At 51.7% G+C, this 21144-nt stretch carries 18 protein-coding genes; 1 reads left to right on the forward strand and 17 read right to left on the reverse strand.

Annotated features, from left to right (window positions below; all coding sequences use genetic code 11):
- Positions 1 to 16: 16 nt before the first annotated feature.
- Complete coding sequence (locus ACFO9Q_RS13685) at positions 17 to 763, reverse strand: peptidoglycan DD-metalloendopeptidase family protein (protein WP_379182898.1); 747 nt, start codon at positions 761 to 763, stop codon at positions 17 to 19.
- Positions 764 to 845: 82 nt separating this feature from the next.
- Positions 846 to 1994, reverse strand: a complete 1149-nt coding sequence (spoIID, locus tag ACFO9Q_RS13690; protein WP_379182900.1) for a stage II sporulation protein D — start codon at positions 1992 to 1994, stop codon at positions 846 to 848.
- Positions 1995 to 2494: 500 nt separating this feature from the next.
- Here spoIID and ACFO9Q_RS13695 point away from each other — a divergent pair, with 500 nt between their 5' ends.
- A complete protein-coding gene (locus ACFO9Q_RS13695; protein ID WP_379183073.1) occupies positions 2495 to 3412 on the forward strand; it encodes a transposase in 918 nt (305 codons plus the stop codon).
- A 318-nt stretch (positions 3413 to 3730) separates the two neighbouring features.
- On the opposite strand, the gene ACFO9Q_RS13700 is transcribed toward ACFO9Q_RS13695, so the two are convergent.
- From ACFO9Q_RS13700 to ACFO9Q_RS13770, 15 genes are all read right to left on the reverse strand, one after another.
- A complete protein-coding gene (locus ACFO9Q_RS13700) occupies positions 3731 to 4756 on the reverse strand; it encodes a LacI family DNA-binding transcriptional regulator (RefSeq protein WP_379182902.1) in 1026 nt (341 codons plus the stop codon).
- Positions 4757 to 4810: 54 nt separating this feature from the next.
- Positions 4811 to 6766: a beta-galactosidase gene (locus ACFO9Q_RS13705; protein ID WP_379182904.1), complete on the reverse strand. Its 1956-nt coding sequence runs from the start codon at positions 6764 to 6766 to the stop codon at positions 4811 to 4813.
- A gap of 49 nt (positions 6767 to 6815) precedes the next feature.
- Positions 6816 to 7640, reverse strand: a complete 825-nt coding sequence (locus ACFO9Q_RS13710) for a carbohydrate ABC transporter permease (protein ID WP_379182906.1) — start codon at positions 7638 to 7640, stop codon at positions 6816 to 6818.
- Positions 7640 to 8488 (reverse strand): carbohydrate ABC transporter permease, encoded by an 849-nt coding sequence (locus ACFO9Q_RS13715; protein WP_379182908.1) that lies wholly within the window; start codon positions 8486 to 8488, stop codon positions 7640 to 7642. Before ACFO9Q_RS13715 ends, ACFO9Q_RS13710 begins: the two co-directional genes overlap by 1 nt.
- 87 nt (positions 8489 to 8575) lie before the next feature.
- A complete protein-coding gene (locus ACFO9Q_RS13720; RefSeq protein WP_379182910.1) occupies positions 8576 to 9889 on the reverse strand; it encodes an ABC transporter substrate-binding protein in 1314 nt (437 codons plus the stop codon).
- 290 nt (positions 9890 to 10179) lie between these two features.
- Complete coding sequence (murA, locus tag ACFO9Q_RS13725; protein WP_379182912.1) at positions 10180 to 11631, reverse strand: UDP-N-acetylglucosamine 1-carboxyvinyltransferase; 1452 nt, start codon at positions 11629 to 11631, stop codon at positions 10180 to 10182.
- Positions 11632 to 11888: 257 nt separating this feature from the next.
- Entirely contained in the window at positions 11889 to 12152 is a 264-nt protein-coding gene (locus ACFO9Q_RS13730) for a DUF1146 family protein (RefSeq protein ID WP_379182914.1), read from the reverse strand.
- A gap of 442 nt (positions 12153 to 12594) precedes the next feature.
- Entirely contained in the window at positions 12595 to 14148 is a 1554-nt protein-coding gene (locus ACFO9Q_RS13735) for an NADH-quinone oxidoreductase subunit N (protein WP_379182916.1), read from the reverse strand.
- Entirely contained in the window at positions 14138 to 15784 is a 1647-nt protein-coding gene (locus ACFO9Q_RS13740) for a complex I subunit 4 family protein (protein WP_379182918.1), read from the reverse strand. Before ACFO9Q_RS13740 ends, ACFO9Q_RS13735 begins: the two co-directional genes overlap by 11 nt.
- Complete coding sequence (nuoL, locus tag ACFO9Q_RS13745; RefSeq protein ID WP_379182920.1) at positions 15784 to 17706, reverse strand: NADH-quinone oxidoreductase subunit L; 1923 nt, start codon at positions 17704 to 17706, stop codon at positions 15784 to 15786. Before nuoL ends, ACFO9Q_RS13740 begins: the two co-directional genes overlap by 1 nt.
- A 9-nt stretch (positions 17707 to 17715) precedes the next feature.
- A complete protein-coding gene (gene nuoK / locus ACFO9Q_RS13750; RefSeq protein WP_379182922.1) occupies positions 17716 to 18018 on the reverse strand; it encodes an NADH-quinone oxidoreductase subunit NuoK in 303 nt (100 codons plus the stop codon).
- A gap of 3 nt (positions 18019 to 18021) precedes the next feature.
- The gene (locus ACFO9Q_RS13755; RefSeq protein WP_379183075.1) at positions 18022 to 18486 is read right to left on the reverse strand and encodes an NADH-quinone oxidoreductase subunit J; all 465 of its coding nucleotides are present in this window, start codon (positions 18484 to 18486) and stop codon (positions 18022 to 18024) included.
- 49 nt (positions 18487 to 18535) lie between these two features.
- On the reverse strand, positions 18536 to 19003 hold the full coding sequence (gene nuoI / locus ACFO9Q_RS13760; RefSeq protein WP_379182924.1) for an NADH-quinone oxidoreductase subunit NuoI: 468 nt from the start codon (positions 19001 to 19003) through the stop codon (positions 18536 to 18538).
- 17 nt (positions 19004 to 19020) lie between these two features.
- Positions 19021 to 20037, reverse strand: a complete 1017-nt coding sequence (gene nuoH, locus ACFO9Q_RS13765; RefSeq protein WP_379182926.1) for an NADH-quinone oxidoreductase subunit NuoH — start codon at positions 20035 to 20037, stop codon at positions 19021 to 19023.
- Positions 20037 to 21137 carry an NADH-quinone oxidoreductase subunit D gene (locus tag ACFO9Q_RS13770; RefSeq protein WP_379182928.1) on the reverse strand — a complete coding sequence of 367 codons (1101 nt, stop codon included), beginning with the start codon at positions 21135 to 21137 and terminating at the stop codon, positions 20037 to 20039. The genes nuoH and ACFO9Q_RS13770 overlap by 1 nt, the downstream gene beginning before the upstream one ends.
- Between the last annotated feature and the right edge of the window lie 7 nt (positions 21138 to 21144).

Below are 21144 nucleotides of genomic sequence, written 5' to 3' on the forward strand. Positions count from 1 at the left end.
TACGAATTGCTGCTGTTTACTGCTCCTCTTGAATCAAGCTTGCCGGATTAATGGCTTTGCCATCCTTGCGTACCTCGAAGTGGGCATGAATGCCAAGGTCCTTCTCCAGGTCGCTTCGTCCCGCTTGACCTAGAACAGTATCCTGCTTCACTTCATCACCTTGCTTAACGGTGACGTTGCTGAGGCTCTGATACATCGTAACCAGACCGTCGCTGTGAGTGATCTCTACCACATTGCCATTCGTAGGATGCTTCTCTACAAGCGTTACCTTACCGCTCAGGGCAGCCATGACATCGAACGGCATGTTATCCTTGCTTGCAAAGTCTACTCCGGTATGCGGTGTGTACGTGCTTCCGTCTTGCGACACGGTCAGAGCTGCTTGCTTCTCAGCCTCGGTGCCCTTCTCATCATAGTAAGGAATGGCTACCTGGAGCTCATCCTTATTAGCAACCGGCCAACGCATCGTTTCATTGCCTGAGATTACGCCTACTGCTTCTTCCTCGGTACCAGCATTTTCATCGTTCCCTTGGGATACTTCCGTAGGATTGGCTTTCTCAGTTGTCGGTGTACTCTGATCCGCTCCTTGGTAGATCCACATTAAGGTTACGATAATTGCTGCCGCGGCCATGAACATAGCAGGCGTTACCCATTTTCTCGACAGCAGTCTCTTGAATCCATTGCTAGACTTGATTGCGGGCGTGCCTCCCAGAGCATTTTTGGGAGTTTCTTCTGGTCTTGATTTTGGTTTGTTCTGATCATTCATTTGCTATCACCTCACTAGCCATTGTTGCCAGAACTGCTAGGTTTATACGTGAGATGATAGTGAATTTTCAGAAGATTCGAAGCTATGACTTCTGAGTCGGTAGTTTACGAGCCTGCTCGACCTTCGTACCCGAATAGTAATGCCGCAGAATGTCTGCCGCCTCCTCGCCTGCCTCAGCCATACCGTTCGCGCCCCACTGGCTCATACCAACTCCATGTCCATACCCATAGGTCGTAATCGTAATAGAGTCACCGCTCTTCTTCCAAGAGAATTCAGAGGATGCCAGACCGAGCTTCTCTCTAACCTCTCTGCCTGTATAGACCTTACTTCCTATCCGAATAGATTTAATCCGATTTCCTGCTGTTTTTGCAAGTACTTTAAGCTCCCCTGCCTTCTTGCCAGCTCCCAGCAACTGATAGAATTCCGTTAGCTTGAAGGTTTGAGTTGCCATATATTTTGGCGAGATGAGCTGATCCCAAGGGCTGGCCACGCTTCGCAAGTAAGGCACAGACATGTCCCAATATTCTTCAGAATTTTCCGTATACCCATTGCTCGTTGAGAAAAAAGCCGCCTCAATCGGATTCCCATCATAGGTAATTATTAATCCTCGAGTCTCATCAATAGCCCGGTTCAGCTTCTCCAAGTTAGCTGCCCGCTTGTCAGCAGGCCACAGCTTCATCAGCTTCAGCTGCGGAATATAGACTTGATGCTCCACCGTGTTCGTCACATCCGCATTCGGAACAGACATATCCGTTTTATGTTCTTTGTTCTCAAGTCTTCTAATGATATAAGTACGAGCAGCAATCGCTTGTGCCTTAAGGGCTTCCAGTTCGAAGGTGATTGGCATTTCCCCTGCCAGCACCCCTCTTACATATCGTTCTAGGGGAAGGGTTTCTACCCTTTTATCTTCGTTAATGTACACTCTCACTCTTACATTCTCCACGACACTGCGAGTAACTGGCTTCGACTCACGGTTCTCTTGTATACTAGCTGCGTCTGTCGACGGCCTCTGTGGGAGGTCTGGGGGAGATGCCGCAGCTTGTATGGGAGCATGTACTTGTTGAATGGAGGGGCTCACTACCGCCTCGCTCTGATTCAGCTTATCTGCAGTCAGGCGAAGCATGAGCACCGCAGCCCCTGCCAGTATGCCAATGCCGAATAATTGCCATTGCCTCAATCTGCTGCTAGATTTCGTTCTTTTGCTTATTTTCCATCTAACTCTATTGTTCATGTGCTCTCCTTCCCCATATCGGCTGCCAGTAAGAGCATAGAACCACCGGCTCTCTCTCATTCCAGCCTTGATAATTTATTCTATGAGTACGAATAATAGGCTAGAACCTAGCAAATCCCTATCAGTTCGACACCTGATATAGTTAGCTGGTCTTAATTATGTTCTAGTGTATGTTCTGAGTTCCAGGCACGGCATGGCTTTCTCGCTCCTTTGCTCCACTATCCCCTTCGCTCAGAAGGCGGCGCCTTTTTTTACTCCCTTGCCTCACTATCCCCCTCGCTCAGAAGAGCGTGCCTTTTTCACTCCCTTGCCACACTATCCCCCTCGCTCAGGTATTATCCCGAGCATTTTATCACCGACACACCACTATCCCATTCGCTCAGGAATTTACATTATTTTATAATTACCTCTTGAAGTAAGAACGTATGTTTGCTATAATGAAACAAGAACAAGTGTTCCTTTCGAAGGAGTGGCGGGCTGTGGACATTCATTTTGAAAAGATGAGCTTTGATGCATTCTGTCAGTTTTTTCATAATGAAGAGGTCTGTTGCACTTGGGTGTTCGAGCAGAAGTGGCCGAATGGCTTCAGCTGTGCGAAGTGCGGCTACTCCCATGGCTACACAATCTCAACTCGCCGACTGCCTCTATACGAGTGCGCGTCTTGCGGCTATCAGAACTCACTTACCGCCGGGACCGTGATGCACAATACCCGCACCTCGCTGTTTCAGTGGATTCACACGATGTATCTGGTCTCCCAGCAGGATAGCATCAATGCAGAACGCCTCGCAGAGGTTATTGGAGTTACTTACAAGACTGCTTGGCTTATGCTGCACAAGCTTCGGGATGCTATGTCTCAGGTGGAGGAGGCGCAGCTGCTCACGGACCAAGTGCGAATCGACTCTGAAGTTTATGGATATCAGATATTCAAGCCCACCCTTGACCGTGTCCCTCATGAGCATCCTGTACTGATTGGTTCCAGCCATATGGATGAGGATGAGGACCGTCTCACGCTTCTTAAGCTATATCAGTTAACTTTCTCCGATCTAGATGGGAATCGCCCGACGAGATATGGCATTGCTGACTATCTAGAACGATGCGTAGAGCATTCCGCAACAATGGTTACTATTATACCGAGGTACGGTAGGCTTAGAGGAGTGCCAATTCTACGTCACTATGCAAGGGAATCCTTCCGATGGATGAACAGGAGATTCAACGGAATCGGCGGTAAGCATCTCCAAGCCTATCTTCATGAATATTGCTTCCGATTCAACAGATTTGCTCAACAATCATCCTCATTCAACACCTTGGTTCAGGCTTGTATGATTCATAGATGCCCTACTTATAAGAACATTGTCGCTAGAGATTATAGGATGCAGAACCTGACGACTATTAATAATAATGAGCTTAAGGCTGCCTGATCCCCCCTCGCCAGGTATCTAACAGTCATGCGCTGGGAATGTTACATTGTTCAAGTTAAGGCTGGGGGAGCGGTGGATAGAATAACACAGTATAACGAATTATCCTGTACACCTCATTCCTGAGTGAAGGGGATAGCGTACATAAGGGGAAAATAAGAGGGAGGTCCTCTGCCGCGAACACATCTCGAGCAGTCATTGAGCAGTTATCGAGCAGCATCACGACAGCATAAATGAAAAAGACCGTTGCAACCCCCTTCAATAAAGGAGACAACGGTCTGGTCTACAGGATATGAATGGATGGAATATATCAGATTCGGATTAAGGAGTAGCGGGGATTGCTTGGCAGCTCTCACGCAAGGTTAGCTTAGTAGGGATGACAACCTTCTTAGGGATCTCACGCTTCGTTAGCATTCGCTCGGAGATAAGCTCTACTGCTGTCTCCCCCATGAACTCCATATGAACCTTGACGGTCGTTAAGGCAGGATGGAGGAAGCCCGATATGGCTATATCATTGAAGCCTACGATGGAGATGTCCTGGGGCACTCGCAGCTTAGCTTCATGTATCGCGCGAAGAGCCCCTACGGCCATGGAGTCATTCTCCACAAAGAAAGCAGTCGGCGTCTTGTCTAACAGAAGGGCCTGCTTCATCAGCCGATATCCATCTTCGGAATAGAGGTTCTCTCCTGTGAATACATACTCAGCCTTATAGTAACCCGCAGCTTCGAGCCATTGAACGAACACCAGCTCACGTTCATCCTGAACTCGCTTGTTGTTGACTAAGTTATGTCCACCAATATAACCAATCTCACGGTGTCCGAGGCTCGTGAGGTAGCCTAATACATCATCTACTGATTTGCGCAAGTCAATAACAACCGAATCATATAAGCCCTCATCAGGTGATGAATCTACGAACACTAGGGGCTCCATATGAACAGGGAACCTTAGAAGATCGTCCTTCTCGAAGCGTCCTATGGCAATGATTCCGTCTAGTGATTCTGCCCCCCAGTCTTGCCCGGCTGAACTCTCTTGATGCAAGAATAGCTTAACCAGGTCAATCTGACGGTGAAAACATTCCTTCTCCACGCTTAGCCGTATCGCCATATAGTAAGGATCAAGCATCTCTTCCTGCTCGGAGTACCAATTCAAGAGTCCGATTCGGTAACGCTCCTTCACGGCTTGGCTGCTGCGCTCGCGAAGCGTCTTGTAATTGAGCTGCTGAGCAGCTTCAATAATTCGCTTCCGCGTCTCATCCGCCACTGATAGTGTAGGATCATAATTAAGCACCCGCGACACCGTTGCTATGGACACACCTGCTCTGCTTGCAATGTCTTTGATCGTTGCCATATCTCGTATCCTTCCTTGCTCAACCGACGAAACCTACCTGCTTGTCCCACAAGTCTATGCGTTAATAATCTTACTCTCGTAAGGCATAAGGGTTACATCCCGGAATTGCTTCGTCTCAGCAGTATGGTTGAGGACAACTAATATACGGCTCTGTCCTTCCACTCTGGCATAGACTTCAACGCCAGGCTCACTCTCAATATGCCAGATATCATGATGTTTGACAACATTCGATGCCATCTCGAGCAAGACTTCTTCCGCTATTCCCCCGCCGACATAGTAGACCGTACCCTTGCCATAGAGATTACGTGTGAGGGCAGCCTCCGGATAGAACGGGTCATCGAACCGGTACAGCTCCTCAGCCGTTGTCGGTGTTAACAGATCTCGCCAGACCGTACAGGATGAGTGCTGAATGCGGCCATCGCCTCCGGAGGAGACGGCAACTATAGGCTCCGCAATTCCTTCAGCCAGCGCCTCTGTCCCGTGAATGACGACACCGCACATGTCAGCCACATAACCTGGCAGCTCCATCCCGTAGTGGATGTTGTTGTTCTTGTCCTTCAGCCCGGTACGGAAGGAGAAGATGACGGTTCCGCCCCCCTCAGCGAAGGCAGAGAGCCTCTCGCCTAACTCCGCATCAATAATCTGTAGAGCAGGTACTAGTAACACCTTGTATCGCGCAAAGTCTCGTGACACAGGAATTACATCGATATGACTGTTCAGGTGATAGAATGGCGTGTACAACCGTAGAAGCTCGTTGGTGAAGTCGAACGAGCTGCTCTGCTGCTGAGCGCGCCAGGACCATATGTTGTCGTAATCGTACAGGATGGCGATCTCAGACGTAATGGCCGCATTCAGAACCGATTCATGGGGAGTGATCTCCTTGAACACTCTCTGCACTTCTTCGTACTTCCTGCCTCGCTTGTTGTCATGGTCTACCACACCGTAACAGAACTGCTCGGCACCGCGTGTCATGGCCTTCCAGTTGAAGTAGAGCATGTCCGTACAGCCATGGGCGAACGCCTGGAATGACCACATCTTCGCTTGATTCGGTCTCGGCAGATAACCGATAATGTTATGGCCTTGAGCTCCCATGAGCTCCTCAACGATCCAGAAGTTACGATCCTTGAGCCCGCGATTGAAGTCATGAGACATCGCAATCGCCGCCGGTGCAATCGGCTCAACGAGACCTCCCCACACCGGATAGTTGTCATAGGAGACGAAGTCGAATGGCCGCATATGCTCGTCATGGTCGAACCACTTGCCGAAGAAGCCGCCAGATACGTTAGTTGTGATTGACTGATGGTCTCCTCTATAAGAACGCACAATGTCCGCCATCTCTCTTGCATATTCATTCACGGAGTAGGAACGGAATCTGGCCCAGTCCAGTTGAAGGGATGGGTTATGTGTCGTTATGGTCTTCGTCGGAATTGGAATCTCATCGAATTCATTGTAAGTCTGACCCCAGAAGATGGTGCCATAGGTCTCATTAAGGTTATCGATGCTGTCGTACTTGGACTTCAGGAACTGCTGGAACCCGCTATGGCATTGCTCGCAGTAGCACATATCACTGCCTTCATGTCCGAATTCATTATCCACCTGCCAAGATACGATAGACGGTTCCTTGCTGAAGTGTTCGACAAGCTTCCTAGTTATGATTGCGCTGTACTTCCGGTATTCAGCGGAATTGAAGCAATATTGACGACGCCCCCCGAATACCCGGGTTACTCCTGACTCATCCTTGGACAAGATCGTCGGATGCTTCTTGGCCAGCCACGCGGGGAAGGTCGCTGTCGGTGTGCCGAACATGACAGACAGCCCCCGCTGTCTAACCTGAACAAGCAAGTTATCGTAGAACGAGAAGTCGAACTGCCCCTCTTGCTTCTCCATCAGATGCCATGCAAACTCTCCAATCCTCACCATATTCGAGCCTAGATCGACGATACCGTCTAGATCCTCTGTAATAAGCTCAGCAGGCCAATATTCTGGATAGTAATCTACGCCTAGATACATGTAGGTCTCTCTCCTCTATCTGTATGTGTCTATGTGCGAGTGTAAGGCTCTACCCCTTCACCGCTGATCCGAGCATTCCCGAGATGAAGTACTTCTGCAGGGACAAGAAGAAAATAATGATTGGTCCCGTGGCGATGGTCACTCCCGCCATCACTTGGCCGTAATCAATGCGCGATAGGCCGAACAGTGAGGACAGCGCAATCGGCAAGGTGTACATTTCCTTCGTATTGATGACAATGAGCGGCCAGAGGAAGCTGTTCCACTGGTACATGAACAAGAAGATAGCTGTTGCAGCCAAGGAAGGCTTCACAGACGGCAATATAATTTTAGTGAACAACCGCCATTCACCTACACCGTCTATACGGCCGGCTTCCATTAGTCCGTCAGGGACAGCCATCATATTCTGACGCATCAGGAAGATAGCGAAGGTATAAGCCAGGTTTGGCACGATGAGCGCTTGGTAAGAGTTCAGCCAGCCCCATGCGGCCATCATTTTGAACAGGGGAATGACTAAGGCATGGTATGGAACCATCATGGACAGCAGGAATATGGCGAAGATAAGCTCCCTGCCCTTGAATCTGAACTTCGCGAACGCATAGCCGGCCATTGAACAGATTATTAAGCTCAGCGCGGTGTAGATTACCGTTACGAACACGGAGTTGAACAAGACACGTCCAATGCCTATCGCTTCATTGAGGTTGGTTAAGTTCTCAATGAACAGATTGCCTGGCACAAGGATAGGCGGCTTCGCAAAAATCTTGCCGCTCGTATTCGTCGCTCCGATAACGGCCCAATAGAATGGGAATAACGATATAACAGCTCCGAGGAAAAGCAGAGCATATAGCCCAAACGACCTTGCTTGATTCGTTCTCATCACTCATCCCCCGTTACTCTGAATTGAATGTAGGACATGATTCCGATGAGGATAACGATGACATAAGCGAGCGTAGAGGCATAGCCGAAGTCAAAGTACCGGAAGCCTGTCTGGTATAAGTACATGCCGATCGTTAATGTTGCATCACTTGGACCGCCCTTGGTCAACGTGTACGGCTCATCGAATAGCTGCAAGGTGCCAATCGTAGACAGAATCGCCGTGAACAGCAGAACAGGCTTAAGCTGCGGAATCGTAATGGCGAAGAACTGCTTGATCTTCGATGCTCCGTCCAGCGATGCTGCTTCATACAGGTCTTCTGAAATATTCTGCATCGCTGCAAGATGAATGACCATGTTGTATCCTGTCCAGCGCCATGTCATGGCTAGGATCAAGGCGGCCTTGGCCCATATCGGGTGAGACAGCCACGGTACGGAAGCTATACCGAACCAGTTCAACAACTGGTTCACGATACCATCCCCCATCAGCATGATGGAGAAGATGATGGAGTAAGCAACCAGCGATGTGACGGCAGGCATGAAGAACGAGACTCGGAAGATCCCCTTCAGATGCTTAATGGAGTTCAGTCCAGCCGCGAGTACGATGGATAGGAACAACATAAGGGGAACTTGAATGATTAAGATAATAAACGTATTCTTAAGCGCGGTTCCCAGTATCTCATCGCTGAACAGTCGCTTGTAATTGTCGAAGCCAGTGTAAGCCATCTCCCCCCCTGTGCTTGTCTGGAAGCTTAGGAGGAACGAGTAAATAATCGGATAAGCCATGAATACGGCAAATAACACAACAGCAGGCATTAGAAATAGATACGGGACATACGTCTTCGTCTTCACTGCGACACCTCCGCTTGGAAAAAATGAAAGGCGGGAGACTAAAGGGATTAATCCCTCGCCATCTCCCGCTGTATCCTGCTCTATAACTTACTTGTTCACTTCACGCTTCGTACGATCAGCTAGACGATCGGCTGCCTTCTTAAGCGCATCGGCCGGCTTAGCACCGTTGAACACATCCGCTTGTGCCTTAACCGCCTCGTCTAAGCCAAGGGAGTAATCCTTCGTGAAGTAAGCTGTCGGGATGTTCTTCGTCTCATCACTGAACAGCTTGAAGATCTCTTGACCAGAGAAGAACTCGTCCTTGCTCTTGAAAATCTCCGCACTATAAACGCTCGTTAGTGATGGGAATAATCCGTAGCTCTTCATGGCAATCTCTTGCACCTCAGGAGTTGTCGCGAAGTACTCAGCGAATGCATAAGCCGCATCCTTGTTCTTCGATGCTGATGGAATCATCCAGCCGCTGCCGCCGAGGTTAGCTGCGCGGTTGCCGCCCTTCTCCAGTGCCGGCAGCTGGAACACGCCCCACTTGCCGCTCTGATCCTTCGCTTGGTCGATGATGGTGCCATAGTACCAGGCGCCGAATGGCACAGTCGCTACAGAACCGTCAATCGTTGCCGACACCGTACCATCCCAGCCGTTAACGTCCTTGATTAGGCCAGCATCGTTATACTTCTTAAGGAGCTCCATAATCTGAACAACCTTAGGATTGTTGAAGTCGATGTTGCCGTCCTTATCGAAGTAATACACGCCCGCTTGGTTCATCATCATACGGAACAGTGCATCGTCCTTGAACTTATCAATAGGGAACGCGCTGGCTCCAGTCTTGTCCTTAATCGTCTTGGCTGCTGTGAAGAAGTCATCCCATGTCTCAATCGTCGCTGGATCTACGCCAGCCTTCTCGAACAGTTCCGTGCGGTAGAACATACCGGTAGGACCTGCATCGAATGGGAAGGCATAAGCCTTGCCGTCCTTAGACACGATCTCTTGCTTGAAGGTAGGGAACTCGCTAATCTTCTTGTCGAAGCCCTTGTCCGTTAAGTTAACGAATCCCTTCGGAAAAGCGTCCAAGTAACCTTGAATCCGGTCATCCTCGACCAGAACGATGTCTGGCAGACCTGCCCCGCCGGCCGCAAGGCCCGTCGACAGCTTGTCATATACGTCAAGACGGCCGATATCTTCAACCTTCAGAGACACATTCGGATGGTCCTTCTGGTATAGCTTGATTGCATCGTTCATTGCGCCAACATTCACGTTCCAGGCCCATGCTGTTAGGGTAACCTTCTTATCCCCATCTGCTGCCCCATCACCGTTATTTCCTTCGTTGTTGCCGGAGTTGCCGCATGCCGTTACAAATAAGGAAATCATAAGAAGCATGACCATCCATTGTGTTGCCTTCTTCATCGGTGGGATCCCCTTTCGATATCGTGTGACCTTTTTGAAAGCGTTTACGATCACTACATAGAATTTACTCATTTTTTTACTAATTGTCAATTATTTTTACTAAAACTTTTACTTATCGATTACACCTGTTCTCCACATGGGGTAGTTTGGTCTAATGAGCCCAATTTATGCATACCCAAACTATTAGACAAAACAAAAAGGCACCCATAGCTCGCACACTTCTCATAAAAAGTGTCCAGTCTATGGGTACCCATCCAGCACTGCTATATACTAATAATTATTATGAATCGTTAAGCCCAGGTAGGCTGCACCTTAAGGGCAGGTGCGGTATCCTTGTCGCGCTTGTAAGCTGCAGCTGCATGGTCTTGCTGAGCAACTGCTGAGGCATAGACAGCTACTGGCTCCGCTTCCAGAGCAGGCGCTGCGGCCGCTGCTACAGCTTCCTTCAGTATTGCCACAGTCGCCGAAGGCTTCGAGCTCTGACCATCTGCAACGCGTCTGATATCAGCACCAAGCGCAGCAAGCTTGCCAGTAATATCGACGTATCCACGGTCGACATGGTGCAGACCGGTAATCTCAGATTCTCCGTCAGCAATGAGCGCAACACAGATTAAGGCAGCGCCAGCACGCAGATCTGTTGCAGACACCTTAGCCCCTGTGAGCGGAACTCCTCCGCTAATAATAGCAGAGCGGCCTTCGATCTTAATCTCTGCACTCATCTTCTGGAATTCTTCGACATGCATGAACCGGTTCTCGAACACGGTCTCTGTCACGACAGAAGTACCTTCAGAGGCAAGCAGCAACGCCATCATCTGAGACTGCATATCGGTCGGGAAGCCTGGATAAGGCAGAGTCTTCACATCGACTGACTTCAGACGCGAACCCGCACGAACGTGAAGTCCATTATCCGCTTCAATAATCTCGACACCCATCTCTTGCATCTTCGAGATGACAGGTGCGAGATGATCACCAATTGCTCCTTCAATGAATACATCCCCGCCTGTTATAGCAGCTGCAATCATGAAGGTTCCCGCTTCCACTCGGTCAGGAATGACCGTATGCTGTACACCGCGCAAGCTGTCGACGCCTTCAATTCGGATCAGACCAGTGCCTGCACCCCGAACCTTGCCGCCCATTGCATTGATGTAATTCGCCAGATCTACAATCTCTGGTTCCTTCGCTGCATTCTCAAGCAGCGTAGTGCCTTCTGCAAGTGCTGCAGCCATCATGATGTTCTCGGTCGCTCCGACACTGGCTACATCGAGATAGATCTTAGCACCCTTCAGACGTGTCGGTGTACTTGCTTCTATATACCCATGTCCGAGCGTAATCTCTGCTCCCATCGCTTCGAAGCCCTTGAGATGCTGGTCGATCGGTCTGGTACCAATGGCACAACCGCCTGGCAAGGAGATTCTAACCTTACCGAGTCGAGCAAGCAATGGACCCATCACGAGGAAGGAAGCTCTCATCTTCCGGACGAACTCATATGGCGCTTCATAAGAAGTAAGAGATTGAGCGGATATCCGCATCTTTTCATTGTTGTAAGTAAGCTCTGCACCCAGAGAGGCTAATACCTTCTGGATCGTCATCACATCGTCGAGGAGGGGTACGTCACAGATGACGCTTTCTCCTTCATTTGCTAGCAATGAGGCTGCTAATATCGGAAGTACTGCATTTTTTGCACCGCTGACACGGACCGTTCCCGATAGACGCTGGCCTCCGCGGACGATTATTTTGGTCATCTTATGTTCCCTCCGCGAACTGGAATATCCAATTCCCTTATTCAGAAGAATATGAGATTCTCCTCAATTTCCAAATTTCATCTTACCATCCAGCTACATAAATCGACAAGCGTTATTTATATCCATCGTATGGATACGAGACTGGATACTTTTTTTTGACGTTAGCGACTAAAAATAGGACTAAATATACCATTCGTATCTCGTTCTTCGTTTAAGACCGTCGTTTTACTACCCATTGTTGACATATTTCGACGTAGTTATTCGACAAAGTTCCTAAGCATAACCGACCATTCCCAGTAGTCGAGAATGAAGCGTGCCAGTGCGTGACCAATCACGATTGCCAGGACCACCTGGAACATTCTAGCCTTAGGGCTTCGAGGGTGGCGGAAGAACACATCGAGCTTGAACTCCTGCAGTAAGACCCATATGAACAGAATACTAAGGATAGCGGTCACGATGGAAAGCAGGCCAGATACCCCGCTCAGCGTCCCAAGCTGGGTGCTTATATCTTCGCCATTCACAATTGCTCACCCACTTCAGTTTCCTTCTGCTATAATATTAAACCAATATTTCTTCGTGTCAAACGGATGATATGAATGATTTGCGACAATGTGGTAGTGGAGGTAAGAGGTCAGCGGCGAGGATGTAAGGAATTCGCTTAATCATATGATGGAAGTAATCGGTCTATGTACGGGTCCAAAAAAGCTTAATCTACAGCTCTCGGGTACCTGTTCGGCTACCCACCTCCACTATCCCCTTCGCTCAGAACGGGTTAGTAGTAGAAGGTAATGCTAAGGCGTATAGAGCATCACTTAGGCCATTATCCCCTCCTCTGAGCGAAGGGGATAGTGTGGCAAGTGACAAAAAAAGGCCCCAGACCCGAAGGCCGGAGCCGCCCCTACAAGGGGTCAAGTCAACAGCACATCAGCAGCTGGGGCATTCCTCTATTCCAAGAAGGCATCCTTATCTTACGAGCAGATCAGCAGGAATGGAGAACACCTTCTCTATGCCCTCCATAATGGGTCCAGGAATCAATCCCATCGCCACAGTAACTCCGGCACATAGCCAGATTACCATTCCAATTACCCATGGTACGTCAATCCGCCGGTCCTCTTCACCGGAGCGCATGAACATCTGGCGAATGATTGCAAAATAAAAGTAGTAAGACACAACGGTACTTGCCGCCATAATCGCGACCAGCCAATACGCACCGGCGCTGGCCGCTCCCAGCAGAATGAACAGCTTGCCAAGAAAGCCTCCAGTTACCGGCAGTCCGGCAAGAGATAAAACAAATACAGCCATTGCAGCCGCTGTCCATGGAGCTCGGTAGTACAACCCGGCGAAGCTGCTCATCTCTTCATGCCCGGCGGACCGGCTTACCACCATCACTACAGCCAGCGCCCCAATGTTCATGAATAGATAAGCGATCAGGTAATAGACGAACTCTCCGAAGTTGTTGCTGTGTACAATGGTAATAGAGATACCGATCGGGACGAGCAGGTAACCGGCGTTAGCTACGCCGGAGAGGGCCAGCAGCCTCTTCATCTGGTGCTGCCGCAGAGCAGCTGTGGTGCCTGCAATCATAGCAGCGGCAGCAAGTACGAGCAAGGTGAAGAATACATCCTTGCTGAGGAATACCCCTTCGCCGCCTCCTGCGACGAAGGCTGTGCTATATACGATGCGGAACACAACCGCAAGCGCTGCGCCCTTCGAGACCACGGCCAGGAAGGCTGTCACAGGCGTGGATGCTCCTTGATAGACATCGGGCGCCCAGGCGTGGAACGGGGCGGCGGCGATTTTCACAGCGAAGCCCGCTATGAGGAAGAAGAAGCCGACGTAGACGAGCGCCTCATAATTGTCGTAGGCAGTCGGAAGGGCCGCCGCGATCTCATTGAGAGCAACCGATCCGGTCACGCCATATAGATAGGACATGCCGAACAGGATGAAGGCTGAGGATATGCCCCCTGTCACCACGTACTTGAATGCTGCCTCCGCTGACTTCGTGGACCGCTTGCGCAGCCCAATGAGAACATATGTCGTAATACTAAGCAGCTCCAGCCCGACGTATAGGGTAACTAGATTGCCCGAGGACGACATGATCATCGCGCCGATGACAGCTGGGAGGAGCAAGTAATAGTACTCCGCATGATCTGTAATGGACGGGTCCCGCTTCACCGAGCCAATGGCTAGCAGGACGATGAAGCCCGCCGCTGCGAGGAAGATCAGCTTCATGATATGGCCGAAGTCATCTACACGATAACTGTCTGCAAGCAGTCGAATGATCTCATTCCCCTGCCCTGCTGCCCCGCTTCCCTCCACTATATCCCATACAATGATCGCCGCAGATAGTAGGATGCCCGTCAGGCTGAGCCAGCCTATGAGCTCCCTGCTCACCTGCCTTGGCAGAGCGAGATCCAGAACGACGAGAAGCAGCATAACGGCTGCCAAGCTAAGCTCAGGAGCTAAGACGAGCATATCGGTCCAGGTGAGCGGGGCCATCGTTAAGCTATCCACCATGATTCATCCCTCCGCCCATGCCGGCTATGATGTCTTGATACAAGTCCCCCATATGGAGCTGAATGACATCCATTAAGATGGAGGGGTAGATGCCAAGCAGAATGATGAAGGCCAGCAGTACAATCATCGGCACGGCTTCAATGAGCCGGGCATCCTTCAAGGCGCTGTGCCGCTCCGAGATAGGTCCGAAGGTGATGCCGAGCACACTCCGCAGAATATAGACTGCCGTTATAATCACGCCAATTACCGCTGCTGCACCGAGCCAGCGCATGGATTCGAACAGGCCCAGTATAGAGAGGAACTCGCCGATGAAGCCGGACAGGCCTGGCAATCCTAGCGAAGCCATGCCTGCTGCCAGCAGAATGCCGCTCAGGAATGGTAGAGATCTGGCCAGTCCGCCTAGCTCCTGCAGCTCGGTCGTCCCGGTGCGCTCGTAGAGACTGCCTACAACGAGGAACAGCAGAGCTGAGACGAAGCCGTGAGAGACAAGCTGGAATACCGCTCCGCCCATTCCAATCTCATTCAAGGAAGCGATGCCGAGCAGCACGATGCCCATATGACTAATGGAAGAGTAGGCAAGCACGAGCTTGAACTCCTTCTGCACGAGGGCTAGCACAGCTCCGTAGAGCACATTAATGACACCTAGTACAGCTAATACGCCTGCCCACTCTCTCGCTTGTTCCGGGAAGAGGAGGATGCCGAAGCGGAGAAGGCCGTAGGCGCCCATCTTGAGAAGGATGCCTGAATGAATCATGACGACGGACGGCGGTGCTTCCGTATGTACCTTAAGCATCCACGTGTGGAACGGGAAGATTGGGAGCTTAATGCCGAACGCGGCCAGCAGCAGGAGGAAGATCGTCCAGCTCATCCCCTCGCTCATATGCCAAGGGTTCATCCCGTTCGTCTGAGCTGGGCTTAGGTTAACCCAGGCTTCCGGATTACTCAGATTCTGCTGAATCACCTCATAGCTGCCGCTGTAGATGAACTGAACCTGCTCCGCGGTCTGCTCCAGACGGAAGCCGGCCATATTAATCAGGATGACGAAGGCAATTAGCATGAGTGCAGATCCGACGCCGTTGTAGAGCAGGAACTTGTTCGCCGCCTTCTCCCGGTTCCCATAGCCCCAGATGCCGATCAGGAAGAACATCGGGATGAGCGTAAGCTCGAAGAACACGAAGAATAAGAGCAGGTCTCTGGCCAAGAAGACGCCGAGCATGCCGAACTCCAGCAGGAGGAACCAGGCATAGAAGGATTGCCAACGCTTGCGGATATGAATAGAAGCGAGTGCTGCCATGGCGGTCACCAGAGTAGTCAGTAGCACAAGCGGCAGTGAGAGGCCGTCCACCGCAAGCGAGTAGTCGAATACTAGCCGGTAAGCCTGCACCCCCTCCTGTGTCTCATGGTTCAGCGGGACATCCATCCATGTATAGCTCTCGGGATAGGACTCCGACCCTTGGGTCTTGTTGTAATCTACATATAGCCATAGAGAGAAGAGCAGCGGCAGCAGCGTGGCAGCAATAGCCGTCGTCTGCAGCCACCGGGTCCGATGCTTCGGCAAGCAGAGAAGGACAAGCAGACCTAACAACGGAGATGCAAGGATTAGGGATAAGATTGGCACTTCGGACAGGCTGCCCATTACCAGAACCTCCTTCCGACAATGGCGATGATCATAATGACCAGCCCAAGTGCTGCCGCAAGTCCGTAGGTCTGGACTTGGCCATTCTGTACTCTAGCAGTATTCATGCCGAATGTGCTGGTCATCGACTGAATTCCTCTAACAACACCGTCGACCACGTAGCGGTCGAAGGCTGTAAGCGCATGGCCGATGCCTCGCAGCGGCGCTACGATCAGCACCTCATAGACTTCATCGATATAATACTTGCGCTGGGGAAGCTTCACGAGCCAAGGCGCCGAAGAGCTCACTAGATCTCTTCGAATGCTCCCCTTGCCATAGAGCAGCCAGCCGATATAGATCCCTAATACGCTGACGGCAATGGATGCAATGATGACGAGCCCGCTCGCATGGGCTTCCTCGGCTTCACCGCTTAGCCAGCTGCCCAGCATCGGGTTCCAAGGGGTCTCAAGGAAGCCTGAAGTTAGGCTAAGGAAGGCTAAGACTAGGAGAGGAACTGTCATGACAGGCGGAGACTCCTTAACACCCGTATGGCTGCTTCGTCCCTGCCCGCTATGCTGCCCTTCCCCTTGGGGCTTGCCAGGCCCAGGCTTGCCAGGCTTGCCAAGGAAGACGAGGAAGTATAACCGCGTCATATACAGCGCCGTGCAGAAGGCGGTAAGGAGTCCAACTCCGAATAGGAGCGGGTTATGGTCAAGCGCCGCGCTTAGTATCACATCCTTAGACCAGAAGCCTGAGAATGGCGGAATGCCGGATAGAGCAAGCGCACCAATCGCGAATGTCCATGCGGTAATTCTCATCCTGGTGCCTAGGCCGCCCATCTCCTGAATATTCTGCGTATGAACGGCGTGGATGACACTTCCTGCAGCGAGGAATAGCAGCGCCTTGAAGAAGGCGTGGGTGAACAGGTGGAAGATGCCGCCTGTCAGCGAACCAAGACCGAGCGCCATCATCATGTAGCCTAGCTGTGACACGGTTGAATACGCAAGGATGCGCTTCAGATCGTTCTGAGTTAGCGCGATCGTCGCTGCGAAGATAGCGGTGAACCCGCCGAAGTAGGCGACCGTCCCCATGGCTGCTTCAGAGGCTTGGAATATATCGAATGTCCTCGCTACGAGATAGACACCAGCCGCAACCATCGTAGCGGCGTGAATCAGCGCACTAATTGGCGTCGGTCCCTCCATCGCATCGGGCAGCCACACATGAAGCGGGAACTGGCCGGACTTGCCGACTGCACCAAGGAAGATGAGGAGCGCGATTAGCGTTGTAATCTCAGAGGCAATGCTGCCTGCTGCGCCTTCGAACACATTATGTAGACTTACGAAGTCAAGCGCATGATCCGGCATATACCAGAATAAGAGCAGAATCGCGATGAGCAATCCGGCATCTCCGATGCGAGTGACGATGAAGGCCTTCTTCGCTGCTGCACGGGCTCCCGGCTTCGCATACCAGAATCCAATAAGGAGGAAGGATGATACGCCTACCAGCTCCCAGAACACGTACAGAGACAGGAGGTTATCCGCTAATACAAGGCCCAACATGGAGAAGCTGAACAGCGCAATGTAGCTGTAGTAGACGGTAATTCGTTCATCCTCTCGCATATATCCTGCCGAATAGACGTTCACGAGGAAGGAGACAAGCGTGACAACCGCTAGCATCAGGGCGGTCAGATTCGTTACTTCGAAGCCCATACTAAGCGTGAATTCGCCAATCTGTATCCACTGGAAGCTGCTGTTGTAATCTTCTGCTCCTCCCCCTGATCGCTCGATTAATATAAGAAGCGATAACACCAGCGCCGCAAGGGAGCCTGCTGAGCCGATAAGGATGCCTGCCTTGCGGAAGCTTCGTCCTAGCGTAAGGGTAAGCACGAAGGATACGAGCGGGAAGAGGGGGATTAGCCAGGCCAGACTAGTATAAGTATCCATGGGCTTGCCTTACCTCCTCATCTCATCATATTCATCTACGTTAACCGTACCGCGAGCCCGGAACAAGGCAATGAGGATGGCTACCCCTACCGCCGCTTCAGCTGCGGCGACTGTAATGGTGAACAGGGAGAAGATCTGCCCGGTAAGCGCTGGAACGACTCCGTACTTCGAGAAGGCAATCAAGTTCAGGTTCACCGCATTCAGCATCAGCTCAATGGAGAGAAGAACGACAATTGCATTACGCTTCACCAGTGCGCCGTACAGTCCAATGCAGAATAGAATGGCTGCCATAGTCAGATAAGATGGAAGCATGAATTATTCCTCCTCCTTACGCGCAATGGCAATGGCTCCGATGAAGGCCACTGTGAGCAGAATAGACAGCAGCTCGAAGGGAATAACGTAGCCCGTATAGAGCAGCTTCCCTATCTCCATCGTGTTGTCCGCCTCTGCCGGCAAGATGGAGCTCTCGGCAGCGGGGAAGGTCGTGCTCCGAATCGCATAGAACAGCAAGGCGAACAAGGAGATAGCTGCTGTAGCAGCCATGGCCTCATGAAGAGGCCGAGTCGGCTCCTGCTGGGCTGACCCATGATTCGTCATCATAATGCCGAATATCATGAGGATGGAGACCGCTCCGGCGTAGATCAGCACTTGCACGAAGGCGACGAATTCCGCCTCCAGCAGGACGAACATTCCTGCCAGTCCGAGGAAGGCTGCGGCCATGGAGATGACCATATGAACGACCTTCGTTAAGGTCACCATGAGCACAGCGCCGCAGATCATCACAGCTGACAGGATGAAGAAGGCTGCTGTCTCGCCTGTAATCACCAGATTAGACACCGGGCTTGGCGCCTCCCTTCGCAGCGGGAGCAGGCGCCCCGATATTGTTATTATCCTCACGGACTAAGGTATTGTTGCTCGACAGCCAGTCGGCATCCTTGTACAAGTCGTCGCGGCTGAAGGTCGACAGCTCGAAGTGATTCGTCATGACGATCGCTTCCGTCGGACATACCTCCGTACACAGATCGCATAGGATACAGATCTCGAAGTTAATATCGAATGTGTCGATAACCTTGCCCTTACGATCAGGATCGGGATTGGGCTTGCCCGTGAGTGTAATGCAATCAGTCGGACAGATCCGGGCGCATTGATTGCATACGATACACTTATCCGGTATAAAGTGCTGGATCCCGCGGAATCGGTCCGGCATCAAGAACGGCTCATCCGGGTAGGAGGTCGTTACCTTCTTCGCCGTCATGGCGCCAAGCGTCACGCCCATCCCCTTCAGCAATCCCTTCATAACCTCATCCCCTTCCCTTACCTTCTAATGAAGAATTCGATATATGCAGCCGTAGTGAACACATTAAGCAGCGACAGCGGGAGCAGCACCTTCCACCCGAGTCCCATGAGCTGATCGACTCGAATGCGGGGCAAGGTCGCTCTAATCCAGAACAGGAAGAATACGATGAACGCGAACTTCAGCAGGAACCAGATGATGCCCGGAACGAAGTCCAGGAACGGCGCTGGAGCCTGCCAGCCGCCTAGGAACAGGACGGTCGTCAGCGCCGCAATCGCATAGACGTAGACGTACTCTGTCAGCATGAAGAAGGCGAAGCGGAAGCCGCTGTATTCCACGTGATAGCCCGCGACCAACTCGGACTCCGCCTCCGGCAGATCGAACGGCGTCCGATTCAGCTCCGATACGGCAGCAATGATGAAGATGACGAAGCCTAGAATCTGGGGCAGGAAGTGCCAATTCCAGAACCATCCGCCATCCTGCGCGGCAACGATATCTCGGAGATTGAGGCTCCCGCTCAGCATGATGACGCCCACCACGGAGATGACCAGCGGTACCTCGTAGGAGATCATCTGTGCGGCAGAACGCATCCCCCCGAGCAGCGCATACTTGTTGTTCGAAGCCCAGCCCCCCAGCACAATCGCCAGAGTCGAGATGCCCGACAGCGCCACATAATAGAGCAGTCCAACGTTCAGATCCGCGAAGTATAGGTTCTGTGTATAGGGAATGACGGCCAGCACCGAGAATGCAGGAACATAAGCTAGGACAGGCGCAAGGATGAAAAGCGTCCTGTCGGCCTTGCGAGGAATCGTATCCTCCTTAATCAGAAGCTTCAATATATCAGCCACCGTCTGGAGCAGACCAAGCGGGCCTACTCGGTTAGGCCCGATTCGAAGCTGCATCCAGCCGATGACCTTCCGCTCGAAATAGATCGCATAGGTGACGAATCCGAGCACAACGAGGAGCAGCACGACTCCCCATAGCAGCATGATCAGGGCATTGCTCCACGTTAAGGCTTCCGCCAGCAGCTGGCCCATCAGCAATCCACCTCCCCGACGACAATATCCACTCCGCCAAGAATCGTAATGAGGTTGGTCATCGTCTCGCCCACGAGCAGCTTGGGCAGAATCTGCAGATTGACGAAGGAGGGCCGGCGGAACTTAAGCCGGTACGGCTCTGCCTTGCCCTTGGAGACGATATGGCAGCCAATCTCGCCGCGCGGAGATTCAATGCGAACATATACTTCTCCTGCCGGAGGACGGATGACCCGTGGCACCTTGCCCATGACCTCGCCGGAAGAGGGGAATTGCTCAAGCGCCTGCCTTAGAATTCGCAGACTCTGGCGAATCTCTTCGAGCCGTATGACATAGCGGTCGTAGCAGTCACCTTTTTGCCCGAGGGGCACATCGAATTCGAAGCGGCTGTACAAGCTGTAAGGCTCTGCCTTGCGCAGATCCCAATCCACGCCGGTGCAGCGCAGGTTGGCGCCTGATAACCCATAATCAATGGCAGTCTGGGCATCGTAAGTGCCGATTCCCTTAATGCGCGCCAGGAAGATCTCGTTGCCGCTGACCAGATTGTCGTACTCTTGCAGCTTCTTCTTCATGTAAGGGATGAATTCCGCAACCTTGTCGATCCAGCCTGGAGGCGCATCCCACTTCACTCCGCCCACTCGCATGTAGTTATAGGTAAGCCTAGCCCCGCACAGCTCGTTGAACAGATTAATAATCGTCTCCCGATCCCGGAAGGCATAGAGGAAGGGGCTCATCGCGCCAATATCAAGGAGATACGTCCCCCACCAGACGAGATGGCTGGCAACCCGCTGCAGCTCCATCACGATGAGGCGCATGAACTCCGCCCGCTCCGGCACCTCAAGACCCATCATCGTCTCTACCGCATGCACGAGCACGTAGTTATTCGTCATCGCTGACACATAGTCCATCCGGTCGGTATAGGGAATGATCTGGGTATAATTCAGATTCTCAGCGAGCTTCTCGGTGCCGCGGTGCAGATAGCCCATGACAGGGGTCGCTTCCGTAATGACCTCGCCGTCGAGCTTCACAATAATCCTGAACACGCCGTGTGTGCTGGGATGCTGAGGGCCTACGTTGAGCAGCAGTTCTTCCGTCCGAATCACTTCAGCC

Origin of the sequence: Paenibacillus sp. GCM10023252, assembly GCF_042653305.1 — a bacterium.
Classification (GTDB): domain Bacteria; phylum Bacillota; class Bacilli; order Paenibacillales; family Paenibacillaceae; genus Pristimantibacillus.